The following is an 18,800-nucleotide window of genomic DNA, read 5'->3' as shown; positions in this document are numbered from 1 at the left end:
GCAGAAACTTTTGCTTAATAAATTCTTAAGCTTTAGAAACCGTTATTTTTTTAATATATTGATTTTAAAAGATTTAAATGAAAACACATAGTAAAAATGTTAAATTAATACCATTTTTAAAATTTAGGTATAAACTTTGTATTGATTCCAAAACAAAAATAGAGATACAACACCCTTTATTGAAAATTGTTTAACATTTTAAAAACTATTAATTATGGCTGAAGTTATTGCACAAGAGAAGCAGGGAGGAAGCAAACAAAGAAAAAAACTGATCCGAGTTGACATGACTCCAATGGTAGATTTAGGATTTTTACTCATCACCTTTTTTATGTTTACCACGAATTTTACAAAACCTAATGTGATGGATTTAGGACTGCCTGCTAAAGATCCACATCCAGACCCAACGCACAAACCCGTAATAAAACCTTTAAATCAGGTTACCTTTATTTTAGGAAAAGATAACAGAGTATTTTATCATCAAAGCTTTAAAGAAGGATTAAATATAAGTAATTTAAAAGAAACAAATTTCAGTGGAATTAATATCACTAAAATTATTTCGGAAGCCTACAATAATGCTCCCAATAAGGAAAATTTCACTATTATCGTGGAACCAACAGACGACGCAAACTATAAAAACTTTGTAGATGTTTTGGACAACATCGCTATTTCGAAAAAAGAAAGATATGGAGTTACCGACATTAAACCTTGGGAAAAGAAAGTTTACGAAGAATTAATCAAATAAAATAAGAAGGGCATTTTTAAAATGCTCTTTTTTTTATTTACTTTTGAGTATAATTTATTCATTAATGAAAAACTTTTTAACCGCAGTTGTTTTAGCAGCTTTTATTGTTTCATGCTCCAAAAAAGAAGCAACTTCTACTTCCGATAAGACCGACAGTACAAAAATCATCGATTCTATTAACGCTGCGAGAACAAAAATCAACGACAGCATAAAATCCAAAAATCATTTTAAAGATTTCAGCGGGTCTCACAAATTCACTCATAATTCAATTAAAAATTCGGGTTCTGTAAATTTCAAAAAAATTGATGGCGAAAGAGACCATTACGACGTTTCAGGAAATATCAGCTCCGGAAAAAACACCGTCGAAATAAAAGGATTTATGGCGGTTGTTTCAGACAAACACATGAATTTTACAGGAGAAATTACAGAAAGTATTTCAGCAAACGACAACGGAAAACCTTATACCAGAAAAGGAACAAAAACTTTCATGTCAAAGGACGGAGGAAAAACATACCGACTTCAGGATATGGTAAATGGTTCGGGATTTGTTGAATATATTGACATTCACTTTTAATTACTGAAATATGTTAAACTTCGAGAGAAAAGGAAACGGAAAAGAAACTTTGGTTCTGATTCACGGCTTCATGGAAAATCTTTCTATCTGGAGCGATATGCAGCCTCATCTTTCCGACAATTTTTCATTGTTAAAAATTGATCTTCCCGGTCATGGACAATCTGAAATCATTGCGGAAGTTCAGACGATGGAACTGATGGCGGAAGAGGTAAAAAAAGTTTTGGATCATGAAAATATAACCAAAATTCACTTACTCGGACATTCGATGGGAGGGTATGTTTCTCTGGCTTTCGCAGAAAAACATCCTGAATACCTGAAAAGTTTAACTTTATTTTTCTCCACGTATTTTCCGGATGATGATGAAAAAAAAGAACAGCGCATCAAAAGTTACCGCATCATCAAAGATGCTTTCGCGCATTACGCGAGAGCAGGAGTTCCGAATCTGTTTAATCCCAATGAAAAAGACATTCTGGAAGGAAAAATAGAAACCGCACTGGAAGTTGCCCTTTCTACCAATAATCTCGGAGCTTTGGCATCTGTAAAAGGAATGGTGGAACGAACTGACAAAAAGCATATCATGGAAAATCTTGAGGCAAAAATTTTGGTTCTTGCCGGAAAACACGACAACGCGGTAAAAACCGAAACCATGATTAAGCATCTTCCCGACCGTACCAACATTAAATCCTACATTCTTGATTGCGGACACAACGGACATTGGGAAAAGCCAAAAATCTGCGCAGAGATCATCAATACAGAGCTTCTTCACAATATGCCGAAACATTTGGTCTTTTAGTATGCTGGATTTTTTCTCTTTCAAAAAAAAGAAACCCGTCATCGGTCTGACTCTTTCAGGTGGAGGAATGCGCGGAATTGCTCACATTGCGGTTTTAAAGGCTTTGGAAGAGTACGATCTGAAACCGGACATTATTTCTGGCACGAGTGCAGGATCTATTGTAGGAGCGTTTTATTCTTTCGGGAAATCTCCGGATGAAATGATGGAAATCGTAAAACAGACTACTTTTTTTTCGAGGTCTTATCTTAAACTCTCCAAAAACGGAATTTTCAGTTCTAAATTTATTCTGAAACTTTTCACCGATCATTTTCCGGAAGATAATTTTAACATTTTAAAAATTCCTTTGTATGTTGCCGCCACTGAAATGACGCACGGAATTGTAGATTTTTTCTCGGAAGGTGAACTTTTCATCCCGTTATTGGCTTCTTCAAGCGTTCCTTTTGTTTTGCCTCCAGTAAAAATTGGCGAAAAGATTTATGTAGACGGCGGTGTTTTAGACAATCTACCGATTGAACCGATTGTAGACAAATGCGATTTCCTTATTGCTTCCCACGTCAATTCCATCAGCTACGATAGTCTGGAAAAAATGAGCTTAATGAAGGAATTTGACCGGATTTTACACTTGGCCATCGCAAAATCTGTATATTCCAAAGCCAAGACCTGCGATATTTTTCTGGATCCGCCGAAGATGACGAAATTCAGTCTTTTTAACAAAAAATTCTTAGATATTATGTTTCAGGAAGTTTATGAATACACTTGTAAAGAGCTTGAGGAAAAGGGATATTCGAGGGGTTAGAGTTGAGGGTTTGAGGGTTTTGGAGTTTTAGAGTTATAGCGTTGAGAGTTTTTAGAATGTGAGTGAGTGTTATTGCGGACAGACCGAAGGTCTGCGAACTTAATTCGAACGACGAAGCCATCTCTTTAAAAGCAATTTAAATTCTGCGTTGATTATTTTCAGGGATTAAAATCAATAAAATTCAGATTCTTCATCCGTTTTTATTTCTTTCTGAATGAAAATATACGCAGAGCTTTCTTAGGCTAAACCTTAAACTTAACCTCAATCTCAGCCTAAACCTAAATCAAACTTACAAACTCTCCTCTCCTTCTATTTTCCCTTTGAATGTTTCAATAGTTCCCTGCAAAGATTCGTAAGATTTTCCTCCGGCTGCATTAATGTGACCTCCTCCATTGAAATATTTTCTTGAGAACTGATTCACATCCATATCATCCTTACTTCTGAAAGAAATTTTAATAAAATCTTCATACAGATCTTCCATAAAGAACGCTGCCATTTTTACGCCTAAAATACTCAGACCGTAATTAACGAAACCTTCTGTATCACCTTTCTGGAAGCCATATTCTTTCAGCTCTTCCCTTGTTAAATAAAGAACAGCCACTTTTCCGTCTTTTACCACTTCTATTCTTCCTAAAATCAGGGCTAATAAATGAAGACGAGAAACCGTATTCGTATCCCATGTATTGGAAGTAATCATTGCAGGATCCGCTCCGTGTTCGATGAGATTGGCAATAATTCTGTGCGTGGTTGCACTTGTAGAACGGAATCTGAAACCTCCTGTATCCGTCATAATTCCGGTATAAAGACATTCTGCAATATCGTTATTCACAAGATTTTCATCATTCATCGCTTCTATGAAATGATAAACCATCTGACAGGTCGCAGGAATTACGGTATCGGAATAAACAAAATCAAATTTCTCAGGCTGCTGATGATGGTCGATAAGAATCTTTTTCGCTCTGGAATTCGTAAGCCAGTCTCCTAAAATTCCGATTCTGGAAGGCGCATTGAAATCCAGACAGAAAATAACATCTGCTTCATAAATAAGATCAGAAGCTACTTTTCTTTTGTAATCTGCAATCAGCACTTTTTTTGCTTCCGGCATCCATTTCAGAAACTTAGGAAAATCGTTCGGAACGATTACCTCTGCATGAATTCCTTTTGCTTTCAGATAATGTTTTAAACCAAGGCTGGAACCAATAGCATCGCCATCCGGATTATAATGGGTAAGAATTACAATTTTATGTTCCGGAGTAAGTAACTTGTTGATTTCTAAAAGTTCTGCTGGTGTAAACATCATGATGTTTATTTTTTCTTTAAATTTGAGTTTCCAAAGATAGAGCTTTTAAACAAATCATTGTGCATTATTTTTGAATATCGGGAAAGTACGCATCCCATCGGCATTTGCAAAGAATACATGAAAAAACAGTGTAATTTTTTTAAAAAAAGATTTGTAAAGTTTGCAACTTTTAAAAAATTCCATATCTTTGCAACCTGAAAATTAATAGATAATTACGATTTAAACATATAGTAATGAGTAAAAGAACATTCCAGCCATCAGAAAGAAAAAGAAGAAACAAACACGGTTTCAGAGAAAGAATGTCTACGCCAAATGGAAGAAGAGTTTTGGCTGCGAGAAGAGCTAAAGGCAGAAAGAGTTTAACTGTAAGTGCTTCACGCGCTAAGAGATAATCTTTTTATTATCATATACAAATCATGCTTGAAAAGTAGTTTTTCAGGCATTTTTTGTTGTTAAATTTTCCCAAAATTTAGGTTATTTATTCTTCTTTTTCCTATTTTTAAAATCTGAAAAAATTTTAAGAAAAAGTACTTTAAAACTGAATTATGCCACATACAAATATCGCCGGAGACAATATCATCAGCTTACAGCACGCGAAGATTGCCCAAAAAAACTTCACGGTTCTTTCTGATGTGAATCTGAACATCAAAAAAGGAAGATTCTGCTATCTTATCGGGAAAACAGGTTCCGGAAAAAGTTCCCTGCTGAAAACTTTGTACGGGCATATTCCTTTGGCTTCCGGACACGGCGCAGTGGTAGGTTTTGACCTTGCCAAACTGAGAGCTTCAGACGTTCCGAACCTGAGAAGAAAATTAGGAATTGTTTTTCAGGATTTCCAGTTGCTTTCTGACAGAACGGTTGAAAAAAACCTGAAATTCGTACTCGAAGCAACAGGATGGAGCGATAAGACAAAAATGGAAGACCGCATTAACGAAGTTCTTGGCAGTGTAAACATGAAAAGTAAGAAGCACAAAATGCCGCACGAACTTTCAGGAGGAGAACAACAGCGTGTTGCTATCGCGAGAGCGCTTCTCAATCATCCGGATCTTATTCTTGCGGATGAGCCTACAGGAAACCTTGACCCTGAAACGTCCAATGAAATCATGACTTTACTAAAGCAGGTTGCGCTTGAAAACGGAGCGGCTGTTGTTATGGCAACACACGATTATCATATGATCCAGAATTTTCCGGGTGAAGCCATAAGATGTGAAGACGGAAAAGTTTCCGTACTTGATACAGCGGAATTATTTGAGTAAAATTTAACCATTAAAGACATTTAAGAAGTTAAGTTTCTTTTAAAGTGGAACAGTACTTAATATTCTTAATTCCTTAACAATTGCTTAATGGTTTATAATGTTCTTATTTTTGAAAACATGAAACTCTTTGGTGAGTTCAAGATATTGGTCCGAGTATTGTCTCGGACTTTTTTCTATGGTAAATTCGAGTTCTTCATAAGATCGCTCGTTTAAAGAAAATTCAAGAATCAATCTTTTTGTTTTTGAGTTTTCAATGCCTTTAATATTGATTTTTTTAACTAAAAACAACTGATTTTCACTTGCAATCTGAATAAAATCATTTCCGGCTTCAACAGGAATAATGAATGAAAGAATTCCCTCTTTTCTTAGCAAAGAAGACGATTTTGAAATGAGCTGCCGAAAATTTAATTCCACAGTCTGCCTTGCAATTTTATCCTTTTCTGAGCCGGAAACTTCAAAATACGGCGGGTTGGAAACAATCAGATCAAATTTTTCTTCGGATTCGAAATATTTAAAGTCCTGCTGAATATTCTTTAATCGTAAAGCGAAAGGTGAATTTTCAAAATTAAGTTTAGTGAGATGTGCCGCTTCTTCATTGATGTCGATTCCCAAAAATTGCGCCTTCTGATTTCTCTGCGCCAACATCATCGAAATTAATCCGGTTCCTGTTCCGACTTCCAGTACTTTAGAAGCGTTATCAACATCAGCTAAAGCACCCAGCAAAACACCATCTGTTCCCACTCGGAAAACGTTTTTAGACTGCTGAATTTCAAATTGCCTGAATGTAAAAGGTTTCACTATAAATTTGTCGGTAATGTGATGGTAAAAGTCGATCCTTTTCCGACTTCGGATTTTACGGTAATTTCTCCTTTGTAATCTTCCACCATTTTTCTTACCATGGAAAGACCAAGTCCCATTCCGCTGTTTTTTGAAGTGAAATTTGGTTCAAAAATCCTTTCATAAATATTTTCAGGAATTCCGATTCCGTTATCCTGAACAGAGATCATTACACGTCTCTGATGCTGTTCCAGATCTACATTGATGATTAATTTTCTTTCATCGCTTTCTGCCTGTCTTGCATTCGTCACAAGATTGGTAATGATTCTGGACAGATAAATCCTGTCCATATTGATCATGATATTGCTTTTATTGGAATGCATGAAAATACTGTCATCATTAAAAACACGGAGAATATCTTCCACCTCAGTGTTCAGATTGATGATTTCATTGTTTTTTTCAGGAAGTTTGGCAAATTCCGAGAATGCAGAAGCTACGGTAGCAATCAAATCGATCTGATCGACCATAGTCTTGCTCATCTGCTTTACTCTTTCTCTGATATTCGGATCTTCGGGATCAAATTTTCTTTCAAAATTCTGGATGGTCAGTTTCATGGGGGTTAAAGGATTTTTTACCTCATGCGCAACCTGTTTTGCCATTTCTCTCCACGCTTCTTCCGAAGCTTTAAAACGAAGTCTTTCCTTCTGATCCTGAATCTGGAGAATCATTCTATTATAAGCTCTTGCCAAAGCATTCAGTTCGTCGTTTTTATAGTAACGGATCGGACGCATTTCATTTTCAAACAATGTAATGCGCGTAATCATATCCGAGAATTTCGTAATATTTTTTGCCAGATTATTAGACATCACCCAGCTAAACCACACACTGAATAAAATCAATAGAACATCTACAAGAACAATATATTTTACATAAACATTTAAGACATCAAAATATGCAGCTTCATCATGATAAAGCGGAATGTATACGATCCCTATAGGTTCTAAATCATTATTTCTCAACAATAAATATGAGGACGTAAGAACTGCATCTTTGGTAGCATCATACCCTTTAATATCAACCCTTGCTTTGGTTGCTAAAATACGGTTGAGAATATTTAAAGGAACAGGTTTTTTATACTCCGAATTTCCTTCCACACTGGAAAGAAGATAATTTCCCTTTAAATCATAAACAACAACAGGATGTTTGTTAATATCGGCTATCTCATATATTTTATTATCCAGAAGCTCAGGAAGATCTCTCGTTTTTACACGTGTCCTGCTCAGTTCATAATCCAGATAGCTCATCACAGTATCCGTCTTATTCTGCATATCAATCTCACTTTGTTTTTCGTAATTTTCCTTTAAAACAAAGTATGGAACCAGCGAAGAAGCGACAACACTTAAAAGACAAACCAATAAGAAACCGAAGAACACACGGTTCCTTAAGCTATATCCTTTATATATATTAATTGACATCCGCTATTTTTTAATTAACCTAGCAATATACTTACCAATTATATCAAATTCCAGATTAACTTTATCTCCAATTTTTAAATATTTCATATTTGTGAATTCCCATGTATACGGAATGATCGCTACAGAAAACTGCGTATCCTCACTTTTCGCCACCGTTAAACTGATCCCATTCACCGTAATTGAACCCTGTGGAACGGTTACAAAATTTCCGTTATCTTCATACTTCATGGTAATAAAATAACTTCCGTCTTTATTTTCGATATTTACCACTTCACCTGTTTTATCAACATGCCCCTGAACAATATGTCCGTCGAGTCTTCCGTCCATTTTCATGCAACGCTCAAGATTCACCACGGTTCCCTCCTGCCATTTTCCAAGATTTGTTTTTTCTAAAGTTTCATTGATGGCGGTTACCACATAACGGTCTCCTTCGATTTTTATAACGGTAAGACAACAACCGTTGTGTGCAAGACTCTGGTCGATTTTCAATTCATTGGTAAACGGACATGTTAAGGTAAAATCTATATTGCTTCCGTTTTCTTCGATCTTCTCAATTACTCCAACTGCTTCAATAATTCCTGTGAACATATTATTTTTTGCTAAATTTGTAAAATTATAATGTTCAAAGATAATCAAAATGAGCCCAAAAAACCATAAAGTACGAGTAGGAATTTCAATTGGAGATTTCAACGGCATCGGTCCCGAAATCATCATGAAATCTCTTGCAGACAAAACCATTACGGATTTTTTCACCCCTGTAATTTTTGGTTCGGGAAAATTATTTACCTATCAGAAAAATATTTTTAAGTTAAATTTAAATTTTAACTACATCACCGAAGCTTCGCAGGCTCAGGCAGCAAAACTGAACATGGTGAATCTGGTGAAGGAAAATTCGATGGTAGAACTGGGAACACCTACTGAAGAATCCACCAAAATGGCGATCGATTCTCTGGAAGCGGCTACTGAAGCTCTACTGAAAGGGGAAATCGATGTTTTGGTTACGGCACCGATCAACAAAGATGAAATGGTGAAAATGGGCTTTAAACACGCTGGTCACACAGGATATTTTGAAGAGAAATTCAATAAAAAAGGATTGATGTTTCTGGTAACGGAAGATCTTAAAGTAGCGGTTTCAACACATCATATTCCTATTGCACAGGTTGCAGAGAATATTTCCAAGGAAAAGATAAAAAAACAGATCCGGGTTTTAAACCAGACGCTGATTGAAGATTTTAATATTACCCGACCTAAAATTGCTGTTCTGGGCTTAAATCCTCACGCTGGAGACGGCGGAGTAATCGGAAAAGAAGAAATTGAAGTTATTGCTCCGGCAATTAAAGAACTTTCTGATAATGGAGTTCTGGCTTTCGGACCTTTCCCGGCAGACAGTTTTTTCCAGCCCGGAAAATATAAAAGTTTCGATGCTGTTTTAGCCATGTATCACGATCAGGGACTGGCTCCTTTCAAAACTCTGGCTTATGAAGAAGGGGTAAATTATACGGCAGGACTTCCATTCATCAGAACATCTCCGGATCATGGAACGGCTTATGATATTGCCGGAAAAAATGTTGCCGATCCACAGAGTTTTACAGAAGCAATTTTCACTGCCATTAAAATTTTCAGGAACAGAACGGAATACAACGATCTGATGAACAATCGTCTGCAGCCAAGAAAAATGGCAGTAGATAACGGAATAGACGAAGATCTGCCGGATGAAACTGAAGGATAAATCTTTAATAAAGATTTTAAATTAATTTGTTAGAAATTTTATTTGTTATTATAAAAAAATTGCATATTTTTGCACACTCATTTTATGGACAAGTTAAGAAACTATGACGTAAGCTTTTCCGGGTTAAAAACCGGCAAGCACGAGTTCAGGTTTGAGATAGATAAAGAGTTCTTTCAATTATTTGACACTGAACAGGAATTTACAAATCCTAAAATAGCAGTAAATGTTTTATTAGATAAGCATTCTACTTTTTTAGAATTTGAGATCAAAGTAAACGGAACGGTAGAACTGGTTTGTGATATTTCGAATGAAAATTTCGATCATCCTATTGAAAACCAGATCAAAGTTTTGGTAAAATTCGGGGAAGAGTATGATGACAGCGAAGAAGATGTAATCACGATCCCGACTTCAGATCATGCGTTTAATATCGCACAACTGATTTACGAAAACGTAGCCCTTTCGATTCCGATGAAAAAGATTTCCCCGAATGTAAGTGATGATGATCTTGCCATTCTGGAAAAGTTCAGCCCGAAAGAAATTCAGGAAGAAGAGGAGGAAGAACATGAAAGCGACCCGAGATGGGACGCACTAAAAAATTTGAAGAATAAAAATTAAATAGTTTAATGATGAGATGATGAATCTCATCGCTCATCAATTAAAAAAGTTATTACAAAATGGCACATCCAAAGAGAAGACAGTCGTCTACAAGAAGAGATAAGAGAAGAACTCACTACAAAGCTGTAGTTCCTCAATTAGCTAAAGATGCAACAACAGGAGAGCTTCACCTATACCACAGAGCTCACTGGCATGAAGGAAAACTTTACTACAGAGGTAAAGTAGTATTGGAAAAAGAAGTAGCATCTACTGAAGAAAACTAAGAGTCGCTTTTCCTCGAAAAACACTCATTTTAATACAAAAACCGCCCAATTTTGATAAAATTTGGCGGTTTTTTGTTGTTTTTTATGTTTTTTTGGTATCTTTGGAACAAAATCAAATATCAATTTTATGGACATTAAAGACATACAAAATCTTATTAAGTTTGTATCTAAGGCAGAAGTTTCTGAAGTAAAGTACAAAACTAAAGATTTCGAAATCACTATTAAAACTCCATTGGCTGGAAGTGAAGTTGCTTACGCTCAACCTGCGGTTTACCACACTGCTCCACAACAGGTAGCTGCTGCTCCTGCACCGGCTGCAACTCCGGCTGCTGCACCTGCTGCAAGTACAGAAGCTGCTTCCGACGACAGCAAATACGTGACCATTAAGTCTCCAATGATCGGAACTTTCTACAGAAAGCCATCTCCAGACAAAGACGTGTTCGTAAATGTTGGTGATGAGGTTTCTAACGGAAAAGTAGTTTGCGTTATCGAGGCAATGAAGTTATTCAACCAGATCGAATCTGAGGTAAGCGGAAAAATCGTTAAAATCTTAGTAGACGATGCAACTCCTGTAGAATACGATCAACCTTTATTCTTAGTAGATCCATCTTAAGGAATTTTAGATTACAGATTATAAATTTTAGATGAAGCTTTTTCATTTAAAATAATTTAAAATTCAAAATTTATAATTTAAAATTTCGGAGAGATGTTCAAAAAAATATTAATAGCCAATCGTGGCGAAATTGCAATGCGTATTTTACGTACTTGTAAAGAGATGGGGATCAAGACTGTAGCTGTATATTCAACTGCTGATAAAGACAGTCTTCACGTAAGATTTGCCGATGAAGCGGTTTGTATCGGTCCGGCAATGAGTAAAGATTCCTATCTAAAAATTCCTAATATTATTGCTGCTGCGGAAATTACAAACGCAGACGCTATTCACCCGGGTTACGGTTTCTTATCTGAAAACGCTAACTTCTCCAGAATCTGTCAAAAAAACGGTATTAAATTCATCGGTGCGACTCCTGAGCAAATTGAAAAAATGGGAGACAAAGCAAATGCTAAGGCAACCATGAAAGCAGCAGGTGTACCTTGCGTACCGGGTTCAGACGGTTTGATCGAGTCTTATGAAATCGCTGCAACAACTGCTGAGGAAATTGGTTATCCTGTGATGATTAAAGCAACTGCAGGAGGTGGCGGAAAAGGGATGAGAGCCGTTTGGAAAGCCGAAGACCTTAAAGACCACTGGGAATCTGCAATTCAGGAAGCTGTAGCGGCATTCGGAAATGGTGGAATGTACATGGAAAAACTGATCGAAGAGCCAAGACATATCGAAATTCAGGTTGCGGGAGACCAGTTTGGTAAAGCTTGTCACCTTTCTGAAAGAGACTGTTCGGTTCAGAGAAGAAATCAGAAACTTACGGAAGAAACTCCTTCTCCTTTCATGACGGACGAACTTCGTGAAAAAATGGGAGAAGCGGCTGTAAAAGCTGCAGAATTTATTGGATATGAAGGGGTGGGAACTATCGAATTCCTTGTAGACAAGCACAGAAATTTCTATTTCATGGAAATGAATACAAGAATTCAGGTAGAACACCCTATTACTGAACAGGTTATCGATTATGACCTGATCAGAGAACAGATTCTTCTGGCTGCAGGAACTCCGATTTCAGGAATTAATTATTATCCGAAATTACACTCAATTGAGTGCAGAATTAATGCGGAAGATCCTTACATGGATTTCAGACCTTCTCCGGGGAAAATCACAGGATTAAATATTCCTGGAGGACACGGAGTAAGAGTGGATACGCACGTTTATTCAGGATATACAATTCCTTCCAACTATGACTCTATGATTGCAAAACTAATCACAACGGCTCAGACGCGTGAAGAAGCGATTGCAAAAATGAGAAGAGCACTGGAGGAATTCTACATCGAGGGTGTAAAAACAACAATTCCTTTCCACAGACAACTGATGGATAATGAGGATTACCTTTCAGGAAACTATACTACAAAATTCATGGAGGATTTTGTAATGGACAGAAAATATGATAATCACTAAGATTGATTATCTAAAATATTTGAACCGCCTCATTTTTTGGGGCGGTTTTTTATTAAAAATCAAAACGAAAAGATATTTAAACTGTAATTGATAAGTGATTGGAATAATAATTTCTAAAACATTCTGTTCTATCATTAAATTGTACTTTTCCCACAAAATTTTTCAGTAGAAGATTTCTGTTTATTCATATCAATTATAATGTTTAAATTTGTACAAAACCTAAATTTATGTCAACAGTAGAAACAGTAAAAGACTCACAATATTTCATTGATCTTGAAGACCGACACGGAGCCCATAACTACCACCCTCTTCCGGTTGTTTTAGATAAGGGAGAAGGTGTTTTTGTCTGGGATGTGGAAGGAAAGAAATACTACGATTTCCTTTCTGCGTATTCTGCTGTGAACCAAGGTCATTCTCATCCGAAAATTGTAGGAGCATTGGTTGAGCAAGCTCAGAAACTTGCTTTAACGTCAAGAGCTTTTTACAATTCGAAATTGGGAGAATACGAAAAAAAGATCACTACCCTATTTGGTTTTGATAAAGTTTTACCGATGAATTCCGGTGCTGAAGCAGTGGAAACAGCAGTAAAATTAGCAAGAAAATGGAGCTACGAAGTAAAAGGAATTTCTGAAAATGCTGCAAAAATCGTAGTTTGTGAAAATAACTTCCACGGAAGAACCACAACGATTGTTTCATTCTCCAATGATCCTGATGCGAACCAGAATTACGGTCCGTTTACTCCAGGTTTTATTAAGATTCCTTACAACGACCTTGAAGCTTTAGAAGAAGTTTTAAATAGAGAAGCAGAAAATATTGCGGCATTTTTGGTTGAGCCTATTCAGGGTGAAGCCGGAGTATATGTTCCGAATGAAGGATTTTTAAAAAATGCTTCTGAATTGTGTAAAAAGCATAATGTTCTTTTTATTGCCGATGAAGTTCAGACAGGAATTGCAAGAACAGGAAAATTAATCGCCTGTCATCACGAAGATGTACAACCCGATATTCTAATTTTAGGAAAGGCTCTTTCCGGCGGAATGTACCCCGTTTCAGCAGTTTTGGCGGATAATGAGATCATGAATGTGATTAAACCGGGACAACATGGTTCTACGTTCGGAGGAAATCCGATTGCGTGTGCAGTAGCTGTTGCAGCTTTAGATGTTGTAGAAGAAGAAAAGCTTTCTGAAAGAGCGGAAGAACTGGGAAAATTATTCCGTTCTGAAGTTGAAAAAATCATTGAAAAAACAGACCTTATCACAAAGGTTAGAGGAAAAGGTTTGCTGAATGCTATTTTAATTAACGACACTCCTGAAAGTTCCACCGCATGGAATCTTTGTCTGAAGTTAAAAGAAAACGGACTGCTTGCAAAACCTACCCACGGAAATATCATCCGATTGGCTCCACCTTTGGTGATTACAGAAGAGCAATTGCTGGATTGCGTGAAGATTATTGAGAAAACTATTTTAGAATAGACCTGTTTTGGTAGAAATTATTATTCCGATATACAAAAAAACACCTGATGCAGATGATCTGATTTCGATAAATCAGGCATTCCATGTTTTAAAAAATCATAAAATTACGTTTATTCATCCCAAAAGTTTGGATGTGAGCAACTATGAAACGTTCACATCCAGATTTTTGGCTTTTGATGATGTTTACTTTAAAAACATCCATGGCTACAACCGTCTTATGCTGAGTGTAGATTTCTACAACAGCTTTTCGGAAAAATATTTACTGATTTATCAGACCGACTGTTTCGTGTTTAAAGACGAGCTTCTGGATTGGTGTAATAAAGATTTTGATTATATTGGCGCTCCCTGGATCAGAAGTTCTGAGAAGATACCAATTGTAAAATTAGTCGTAGAGAGAATTTTGGTCAACACCAAATCAGTAATTAATTATAAAAAGAAGGGAAAATTTCAGAAAGATAAGTCGTTATTATACAATGAAGTCGGAAACGGAGGGCTTTCTTTACGAAAACGTGCAAAGTTTTTGGAGGTACTTGAAAAAATACCTAACGTGGTTAAGATTTATTTAGATCCTAAACATTCAGGTAAATTTTATGCTGAAGATGTATTTTTCAGTATAGAACCTCAAAGAAACGGCATTAATTTTTTAAAACCTCATTATAAACAGGCATGTAGGTTCTCTATAGAAAACAAACAGGAAAAAGCCTTGAAAATAAATCACGGAAAACTTCCTTTTGGATGTCACAGGTGGACGAAAGAAAAAAATTTTTGGAGAGAAATTTTTAAAGAATTTAATGTTGAAATATAATGATATGATGAAAAAAGAATTTTCAGGTAAATCTATAATAATTGCAGTTCCCGATCATTTTGGTCTTCCTGAAAGATTTAAAGATAATTTAGAAGCGCTTGGATTTAATGTATTAGTAATTCCTGATACTGTAAAAGTAAAAATAGGCATTCTTAATACAATCATCCATGCTTATAAAAAGATATTTTTAGGTGATAAAACTTTTAAAAACAGAAAAAAAGCTGAACGGAAATTAGAGATACAAATATTAACTCTTAATAATTACAATTTAAAATCATATGATTATGCTTTGGTAATCAGACCTGATCTTTTTAGTTCTGAGCTTATATCTGAAGTAAAGAAAAGAGCGAATTTAATTTCTGCTTATCAATGGGACGGTTTAGACAGATTCCCTTTGGTGTATGAAAGAATAGACTCTTTTGACCGCTTTTTTGTATTTGATGTTAATGATCTTGAAAAGAATACCAGACTTCTTCCTCTCACTAATTTTTATTTCGATGATATTAAATTAAGGGATAAAAAATTTGATGTATATTTTGTAGGTACATACATGAGAAATCGAATCGATTTACTTATAAAACTTGCGAGAAAGTTTCAAGACATGGGGCTTAAAACTTCCTTAAATTTAAATACTAATTCCAAGGATAAAGCTAAAAAATTCATTAATGAGCCTATAACAATAATTGATAAGCCTATGCTCTTTAAAGATAATGTTATTAATGTGTCTCAATCCGAAGTCATTCTCGATTTTGCCAATGATATCCATTATGGTATTTCTATGAGAACTTTCGAAGCGATAGGTTACAGAAAAAAATTAATCACAAATAATCCTTTAGTAAAAAAATATGATTTTTATAATCCAAACAATATTTTTGTGATTGAAGATGATAATATTGATGGTCTTGAATTATTTATATCCACTCCTTATATTGATCTACCTAAAGAAATTATAGTTAAATATAGTTTTACAAATTGGCTTAAATACGTTTTGGATATTCATCCATATTTACCAATAAATCTACAATCTTAACATGATAAAAATATCTAATAATAGTATTTTTTATATAGTCTGTCCGGCAAACTATGCAAGTGGAGGACCGGAAGATCTTCATCAGATGGCATTGGCATTAATGCAAAGCGGGAAGAAAGTTTTCATGCATTATCTGAATTACGATGCAGAAAAAAATTCTTCTCCTATACACAAGGAATATGAACACTACCAAATTCCCTATACATTTTCTATAGAAAATTCCAGACAAAACATCATGATATTCCCAGAAACCTTTTCTATATTTATCTGGGAAAAAAAATATTCAAAAATTCAAAAAATAATCTGGTGGCTAAGCGTTTCTAATTTTTTCACTTCACTTAAAGCCTGGGAAGAAAATTTCAAAGAAAATCCGCCAAAACTAAAATACAGATTATTAGGAAGAATAAAGCTGCCGACAATTAAAAATATTAAAAAAGCAAAAATTCATCATTTAGCCCATTCATATTTTTCAGTCGATTTTTTACAAAAAAATAAAATAGAAACAATAGGCAAAATTTCAGGATATATGGAAGATATGTTCCTTACAGGCAAAAGCTATGTTTCCCAGAAAAAAGATATTGTTACATATAATGCTGTTAAAAATAAAGATTTTCTTGATAAAATAAGAAACCTAACCCCAGAAATCAATTGGCTTCCAATGATTAATATGACACTGGATGAAGTTGCAGACTGCATGATATCCGCTAAGGTATATGTAGATTTTGGCCATCATCCAGGACGAGAAAAAATGCCCAGAGAGGCATGCTTATTAGATTGCTGTCTTATTATAGGTAAGGAGGGCTCCGCCTTTTTTAAACAGGATGTCCCCATCAAAGATGAATATCATTTTGATAAGACTGAGGAAAACATCCCTTTGATTATTGAAAAAATAAAAGACTGTATTGCTAATTACGATTCTAAAATAAAAGATTTTGTGGATTATAAACATGACCTTTTACAAGAAAAAATTATATTCCAAAAAAAAATAAATGAAATATTCGCAATAAATGAAATATGATTATTTAATAGTAGGAGCAGGTCTTTTCGGAAGTATATTTGCTTATGAAGCCCGGAAAAGAAATAAAAAATGTCTGATTATTGATAAACGTAATCATAAAGGAGGCAATATCTATTGTGAAAATATAAACGGTATTAATATCCATAAATACGGAGCGCATATTTTTCATACAAATGATAAGGAAATATGGGATTATGTAAATCAGTTTGCTGAATTTAACAACTATATAAATTCTCCGATAGCCTTTGCCAAAGGTAAGTATTATAACCTTCCGTTTAATATGAATACCTTTTATCAGCTTTGGGGAACTAAAACTCCTTCTGAAGCTCTGAAAATAATTAATAGCCAAAGAAAATTATACGGAAAAGAAGATCCTAAGAATTTAGAAGAGCAAGCAATTTCTTTGGTAGGAAAAGATATTTATGATATTCTTATTAAAGAATATACCGAAAAACAATGGGGAAGAAAGGCTTCGGAACTTCCAAGCTTTATCATAAAAAGGCTTCCTGTAAGATTTACCTTCAATAATAACTACTTCAATGATAAATATCAGGGAATTCCTATTGGCGGGTATAATGTAATAATTGATAATTTATTAAAAGACATTGAAGTAAGAACAGAAGTGAATTTTTTTGATAATCGCGATTATTATGAAGGTATTGCAAATAAAATTGTATTTACAGGACAAATCGATGAGTTTTTTGAGTATCAATTTGGAGCATTAGAATACAGATCTTTAAGATTTGAGCATGAAAGTATTGATACCGAAAATTTTCAGGGAAATGCAGTAATTAACTATAATGACGCAGAATATCCTTTCACGAGAATTATTGAACACAAGCATTTTGAATTTGGAAATCAAGAAAAAACTGTAATAACAAGAGAATTTCCAGATCATTGGACCATAGGAAAGGAAGCTTATTATCATATCAACAATGAGGAAAATCAACAAAAATTTGAAAAATATAAAGCTTTAGCTAAAAATACAGAAAATGTAATTTTTGGAGGACGTCTTGCGGAATTCCGTTACTATGATATGCACCAGATTGTAGGCTCAGCTTTAACCAAAGTTAAAAAGGAATTCAATGAATACTAAAATAATCGTTGCCACTCATAAAGAAAAAGCGTTACTTAATAACGAAATATTCTTACCCATTCAGGTAAATGCTAAAGTAAATGATTATACCATTGACCCAACGTATTTATCAGATAGCACATTAGATAATATTTCTGAGAAAAATTATACATTCAATGAATTAACAGCATTATATTGGGCTTGGAAAAATCTTAAAAGTCCGGCTATTTTCGGATTAATGCATTACCGAAGATACTTGGATATCAATTACAAAAAAAAGTTGTTTAAAAAAGAATCACAAAACATTCTTGAGTCTGTACAAAAGAATGATTCCAGATTAAATAAACTTCTTGATACAAAAAAAACAGAAAAAAATATAATAAAACATTTAAAAAAATATGATTTTCTGGTTCCACGTCCTGCGATATGCAGTATTAACGGAATTATAACTTCTCTTGAAAATGATTATAAACATAATCATAACCCGGAAGATTGGGATATTTGTATGGATATTATTCGGAAAAAATTTCCAGATTATGACGAAAGTATCACAGAATACCTTGAAAATGGCAGTAATTTTTACATAGGAAATATGTCTATTACAAGATATGAGCTTATGAACGATTACTGCAATTGGCTTTTTACGATTCTATTTGAAACAGAGCAAAAAATAACCTTTAGCGATGATCCTTATCAAAGAAGAGTCATAGGTTTTTTATCCGAGAGACTTTTCACCCTATATATATTACATAATAATTTCAGGTTAAAACATTTTCCTATTCTTTTTGTAGAATAGAGAACAACAGTTAATTATAAAGACTTTGAATTAAAAATAAAAGAATCCGTCTCACAACCACCAAGTGAGACGGATTTTTATTTTCATTAAATTCCGGCATACTTTGGAAAAGAAAAAGTTATCATTATCAAGCAACCTTCTTTCTTAAATTAACGTGAATTCGGAGAAAAACATGAGGTGCTTAATGTCTAAAATTAATATTTTAGAATTGAACAAATACTAAAA

General features: G+C 34.6%; 21 protein-coding genes. 17 read left to right on the top strand and 4 right to left on the bottom strand.

The window, feature by feature from the left end:
* Window positions 1–214: 214 nt before the first annotated feature.
* The 4 genes from H6W52_RS12525 to H6W52_RS12510 all read left to right on the top strand — a co-directional run bounded on the left by H6W52_RS12525 (window position 215) and on the right by H6W52_RS12510 (window position 2,905).
* On the top strand, window positions 215–742 hold the full coding sequence (locus H6W52_RS12525) for a biopolymer transporter ExbD (protein WP_116098655.1): 528 nt from the start codon (window positions 215–217) through the stop codon (window positions 740–742).
* Between the two features lie 64 nt (window positions 743–806).
* Window positions 807–1,316: a hypothetical protein gene (locus H6W52_RS12520; RefSeq protein WP_116098654.1), complete on the top strand. Its 510-nt coding sequence runs from the start codon at window positions 807–809 to the stop codon at window positions 1,314–1,316.
* 10 nt (window positions 1,317–1,326) lie between these two features.
* Window positions 1,327–2,109, top strand: coding sequence for an alpha/beta fold hydrolase (locus H6W52_RS12515; RefSeq protein ID WP_116098653.1), 783 nt, complete (start codon window positions 1,327–1,329; stop codon window positions 2,107–2,109).
* 1 nt (window position 2,110) lies between these two features.
* Window positions 2,111–2,905, top strand: a complete 795-nt coding sequence (locus H6W52_RS12510; protein ID WP_228457573.1) for a patatin-like phospholipase family protein — start codon at window positions 2,111–2,113, stop codon at window positions 2,903–2,905.
* A 289-nt stretch (window positions 2,906–3,194) separates the two neighbouring features.
* On the opposite strand, the gene H6W52_RS12505 is transcribed toward H6W52_RS12510, so the two are convergent.
* Complete coding sequence (locus H6W52_RS12505; protein WP_116098652.1) at window positions 3,195–4,202, bottom strand: DHH family phosphoesterase; 1,008 nt, start codon at window positions 4,200–4,202, stop codon at window positions 3,195–3,197.
* Window positions 4,203–4,438: 236 nt separating this feature from the next.
* Between H6W52_RS12505 and rpmH the strand changes: the two genes are divergently transcribed.
* Both rpmH and H6W52_RS12495 read left to right on the top strand, forming a co-directional pair.
* Window positions 4,439–4,597 (top strand): 50S ribosomal protein L34, encoded by a 159-nt coding sequence (gene rpmH / locus H6W52_RS12500; RefSeq protein WP_007843334.1) that lies wholly within the window; start codon window positions 4,439–4,441, stop codon window positions 4,595–4,597.
* Window positions 4,598–4,750: 153 nt separating this feature from the next.
* Window positions 4,751–5,461 carry a cell division ATP-binding protein FtsE gene (locus H6W52_RS12495; RefSeq protein WP_076390587.1) on the top strand — a complete coding sequence of 237 codons (711 nt, stop codon included), beginning with the start codon at window positions 4,751–4,753 and terminating at the stop codon, window positions 5,459–5,461.
* Window positions 5,462–5,545: 84 nt separating this feature from the next.
* Here H6W52_RS12495 and H6W52_RS12490 read toward each other — a convergent pair whose 3' ends face one another.
* Genes H6W52_RS12490 through H6W52_RS12480 form a run of 3 tightly spaced genes read right to left on the bottom strand, consistent with a single transcriptional unit; the run spans window position 5,546 to window position 8,301 of the window.
* Window positions 5,546–6,259, bottom strand: a complete 714-nt coding sequence (locus tag H6W52_RS12490) for a tRNA1(Val) (adenine(37)-N6)-methyltransferase (RefSeq protein ID WP_241277929.1) — start codon at window positions 6,257–6,259, stop codon at window positions 5,546–5,548.
* Window positions 6,259–7,713, bottom strand: coding sequence for a sensor histidine kinase (locus H6W52_RS12485; protein ID WP_116098650.1), 1,455 nt, complete (start codon window positions 7,711–7,713; stop codon window positions 6,259–6,261). The genes H6W52_RS12490 and H6W52_RS12485 overlap by 1 nt, the downstream gene beginning before the upstream one ends.
* Window positions 7,714–7,716: 3 nt before the next feature.
* Window positions 7,717–8,301: a riboflavin synthase gene (locus tag H6W52_RS12480; protein ID WP_116098649.1), complete on the bottom strand. Its 585-nt coding sequence runs from the start codon at window positions 8,299–8,301 to the stop codon at window positions 7,717–7,719.
* Between the two features lie 49 nt (window positions 8,302–8,350).
* Here H6W52_RS12480 and pdxA point away from each other — a divergent pair, with 49 nt between their 5' ends.
* The 11 genes from pdxA (at window position 8,351) to H6W52_RS12425 (ending at window position 18,575) form a co-directional block, all read left to right on the top strand.
* On the top strand, window positions 8,351–9,442 hold the full coding sequence (gene pdxA, locus H6W52_RS12475; RefSeq protein ID WP_116098648.1) for a 4-hydroxythreonine-4-phosphate dehydrogenase PdxA: 1,092 nt from the start codon (window positions 8,351–8,353) through the stop codon (window positions 9,440–9,442).
* 84 nt (window positions 9,443–9,526) lie between these two features.
* Window positions 9,527–10,057 (top strand): YceD family protein, encoded by a 531-nt coding sequence (locus H6W52_RS12470; protein ID WP_116098647.1) that lies wholly within the window; start codon window positions 9,527–9,529, stop codon window positions 10,055–10,057.
* Between the two features lie 59 nt (window positions 10,058–10,116).
* Window positions 10,117–10,320 (top strand): 50S ribosomal protein L32, encoded by a 204-nt coding sequence (rpmF, locus tag H6W52_RS12465; RefSeq protein ID WP_076390581.1) that lies wholly within the window; start codon window positions 10,117–10,119, stop codon window positions 10,318–10,320.
* A gap of 127 nt (window positions 10,321–10,447) precedes the next feature.
* Complete coding sequence (gene accB / locus H6W52_RS12460) at window positions 10,448–10,933, top strand: acetyl-CoA carboxylase biotin carboxyl carrier protein (RefSeq protein ID WP_116098646.1); 486 nt, start codon at window positions 10,448–10,450, stop codon at window positions 10,931–10,933.
* A gap of 93 nt (window positions 10,934–11,026) precedes the next feature.
* On the top strand, window positions 11,027–12,382 hold the full coding sequence (accC, locus tag H6W52_RS12455) for an acetyl-CoA carboxylase biotin carboxylase subunit (protein WP_076390579.1): 1,356 nt from the start codon (window positions 11,027–11,029) through the stop codon (window positions 12,380–12,382).
* A 227-nt stretch (window positions 12,383–12,609) separates the two neighbouring features.
* Window positions 12,610–13,851 carry an ornithine--oxo-acid transaminase gene (rocD, locus tag H6W52_RS12450; protein WP_116098645.1) on the top strand — a complete coding sequence of 414 codons (1,242 nt, stop codon included), beginning with the start codon at window positions 12,610–12,612 and terminating at the stop codon, window positions 13,849–13,851.
* Between the two features lie 7 nt (window positions 13,852–13,858).
* Window positions 13,859–14,656 carry a DUF5672 family protein gene (locus tag H6W52_RS12445; protein WP_116098644.1) on the top strand — a complete coding sequence of 266 codons (798 nt, stop codon included), beginning with the start codon at window positions 13,859–13,861 and terminating at the stop codon, window positions 14,654–14,656.
* Complete coding sequence (locus H6W52_RS12440; protein ID WP_185216732.1) at window positions 14,583–15,686, top strand: hypothetical protein; 1,104 nt, start codon at window positions 14,583–14,585, stop codon at window positions 15,684–15,686. Before H6W52_RS12445 ends, H6W52_RS12440 begins: the two co-directional genes overlap by 74 nt.
* Window position 15,687: 1 nt before the next feature.
* Window positions 15,688–16,704, top strand: a complete 1,017-nt coding sequence (locus H6W52_RS12435; RefSeq protein WP_116098642.1) for a hypothetical protein — start codon at window positions 15,688–15,690, stop codon at window positions 16,702–16,704.
* Window positions 16,694–17,800: a UDP-galactopyranose mutase gene (gene glf, locus H6W52_RS12430; RefSeq protein ID WP_185216730.1), complete on the top strand. Its 1,107-nt coding sequence runs from the start codon at window positions 16,694–16,696 to the stop codon at window positions 17,798–17,800. Before H6W52_RS12435 ends, glf begins: the two co-directional genes overlap by 11 nt.
* Window positions 17,790–18,575 (top strand): DUF4422 domain-containing protein, encoded by a 786-nt coding sequence (locus H6W52_RS12425; protein WP_116100169.1) that lies wholly within the window; start codon window positions 17,790–17,792, stop codon window positions 18,573–18,575. The genes glf and H6W52_RS12425 overlap by 11 nt, the downstream gene beginning before the upstream one ends.
* The last annotated feature ends 225 nt before the right edge of the window (window positions 18,576–18,800 follow it).

The organism is Chryseobacterium sp. C2(2020), assembly GCF_014218915.1.
Classification (GTDB): domain Bacteria; phylum Bacteroidota; class Bacteroidia; order Flavobacteriales; family Weeksellaceae; genus Chryseobacterium; species Chryseobacterium mucoviscidosis.
This window is presented reverse-complemented; position numbering and strand designations above follow the sequence as displayed.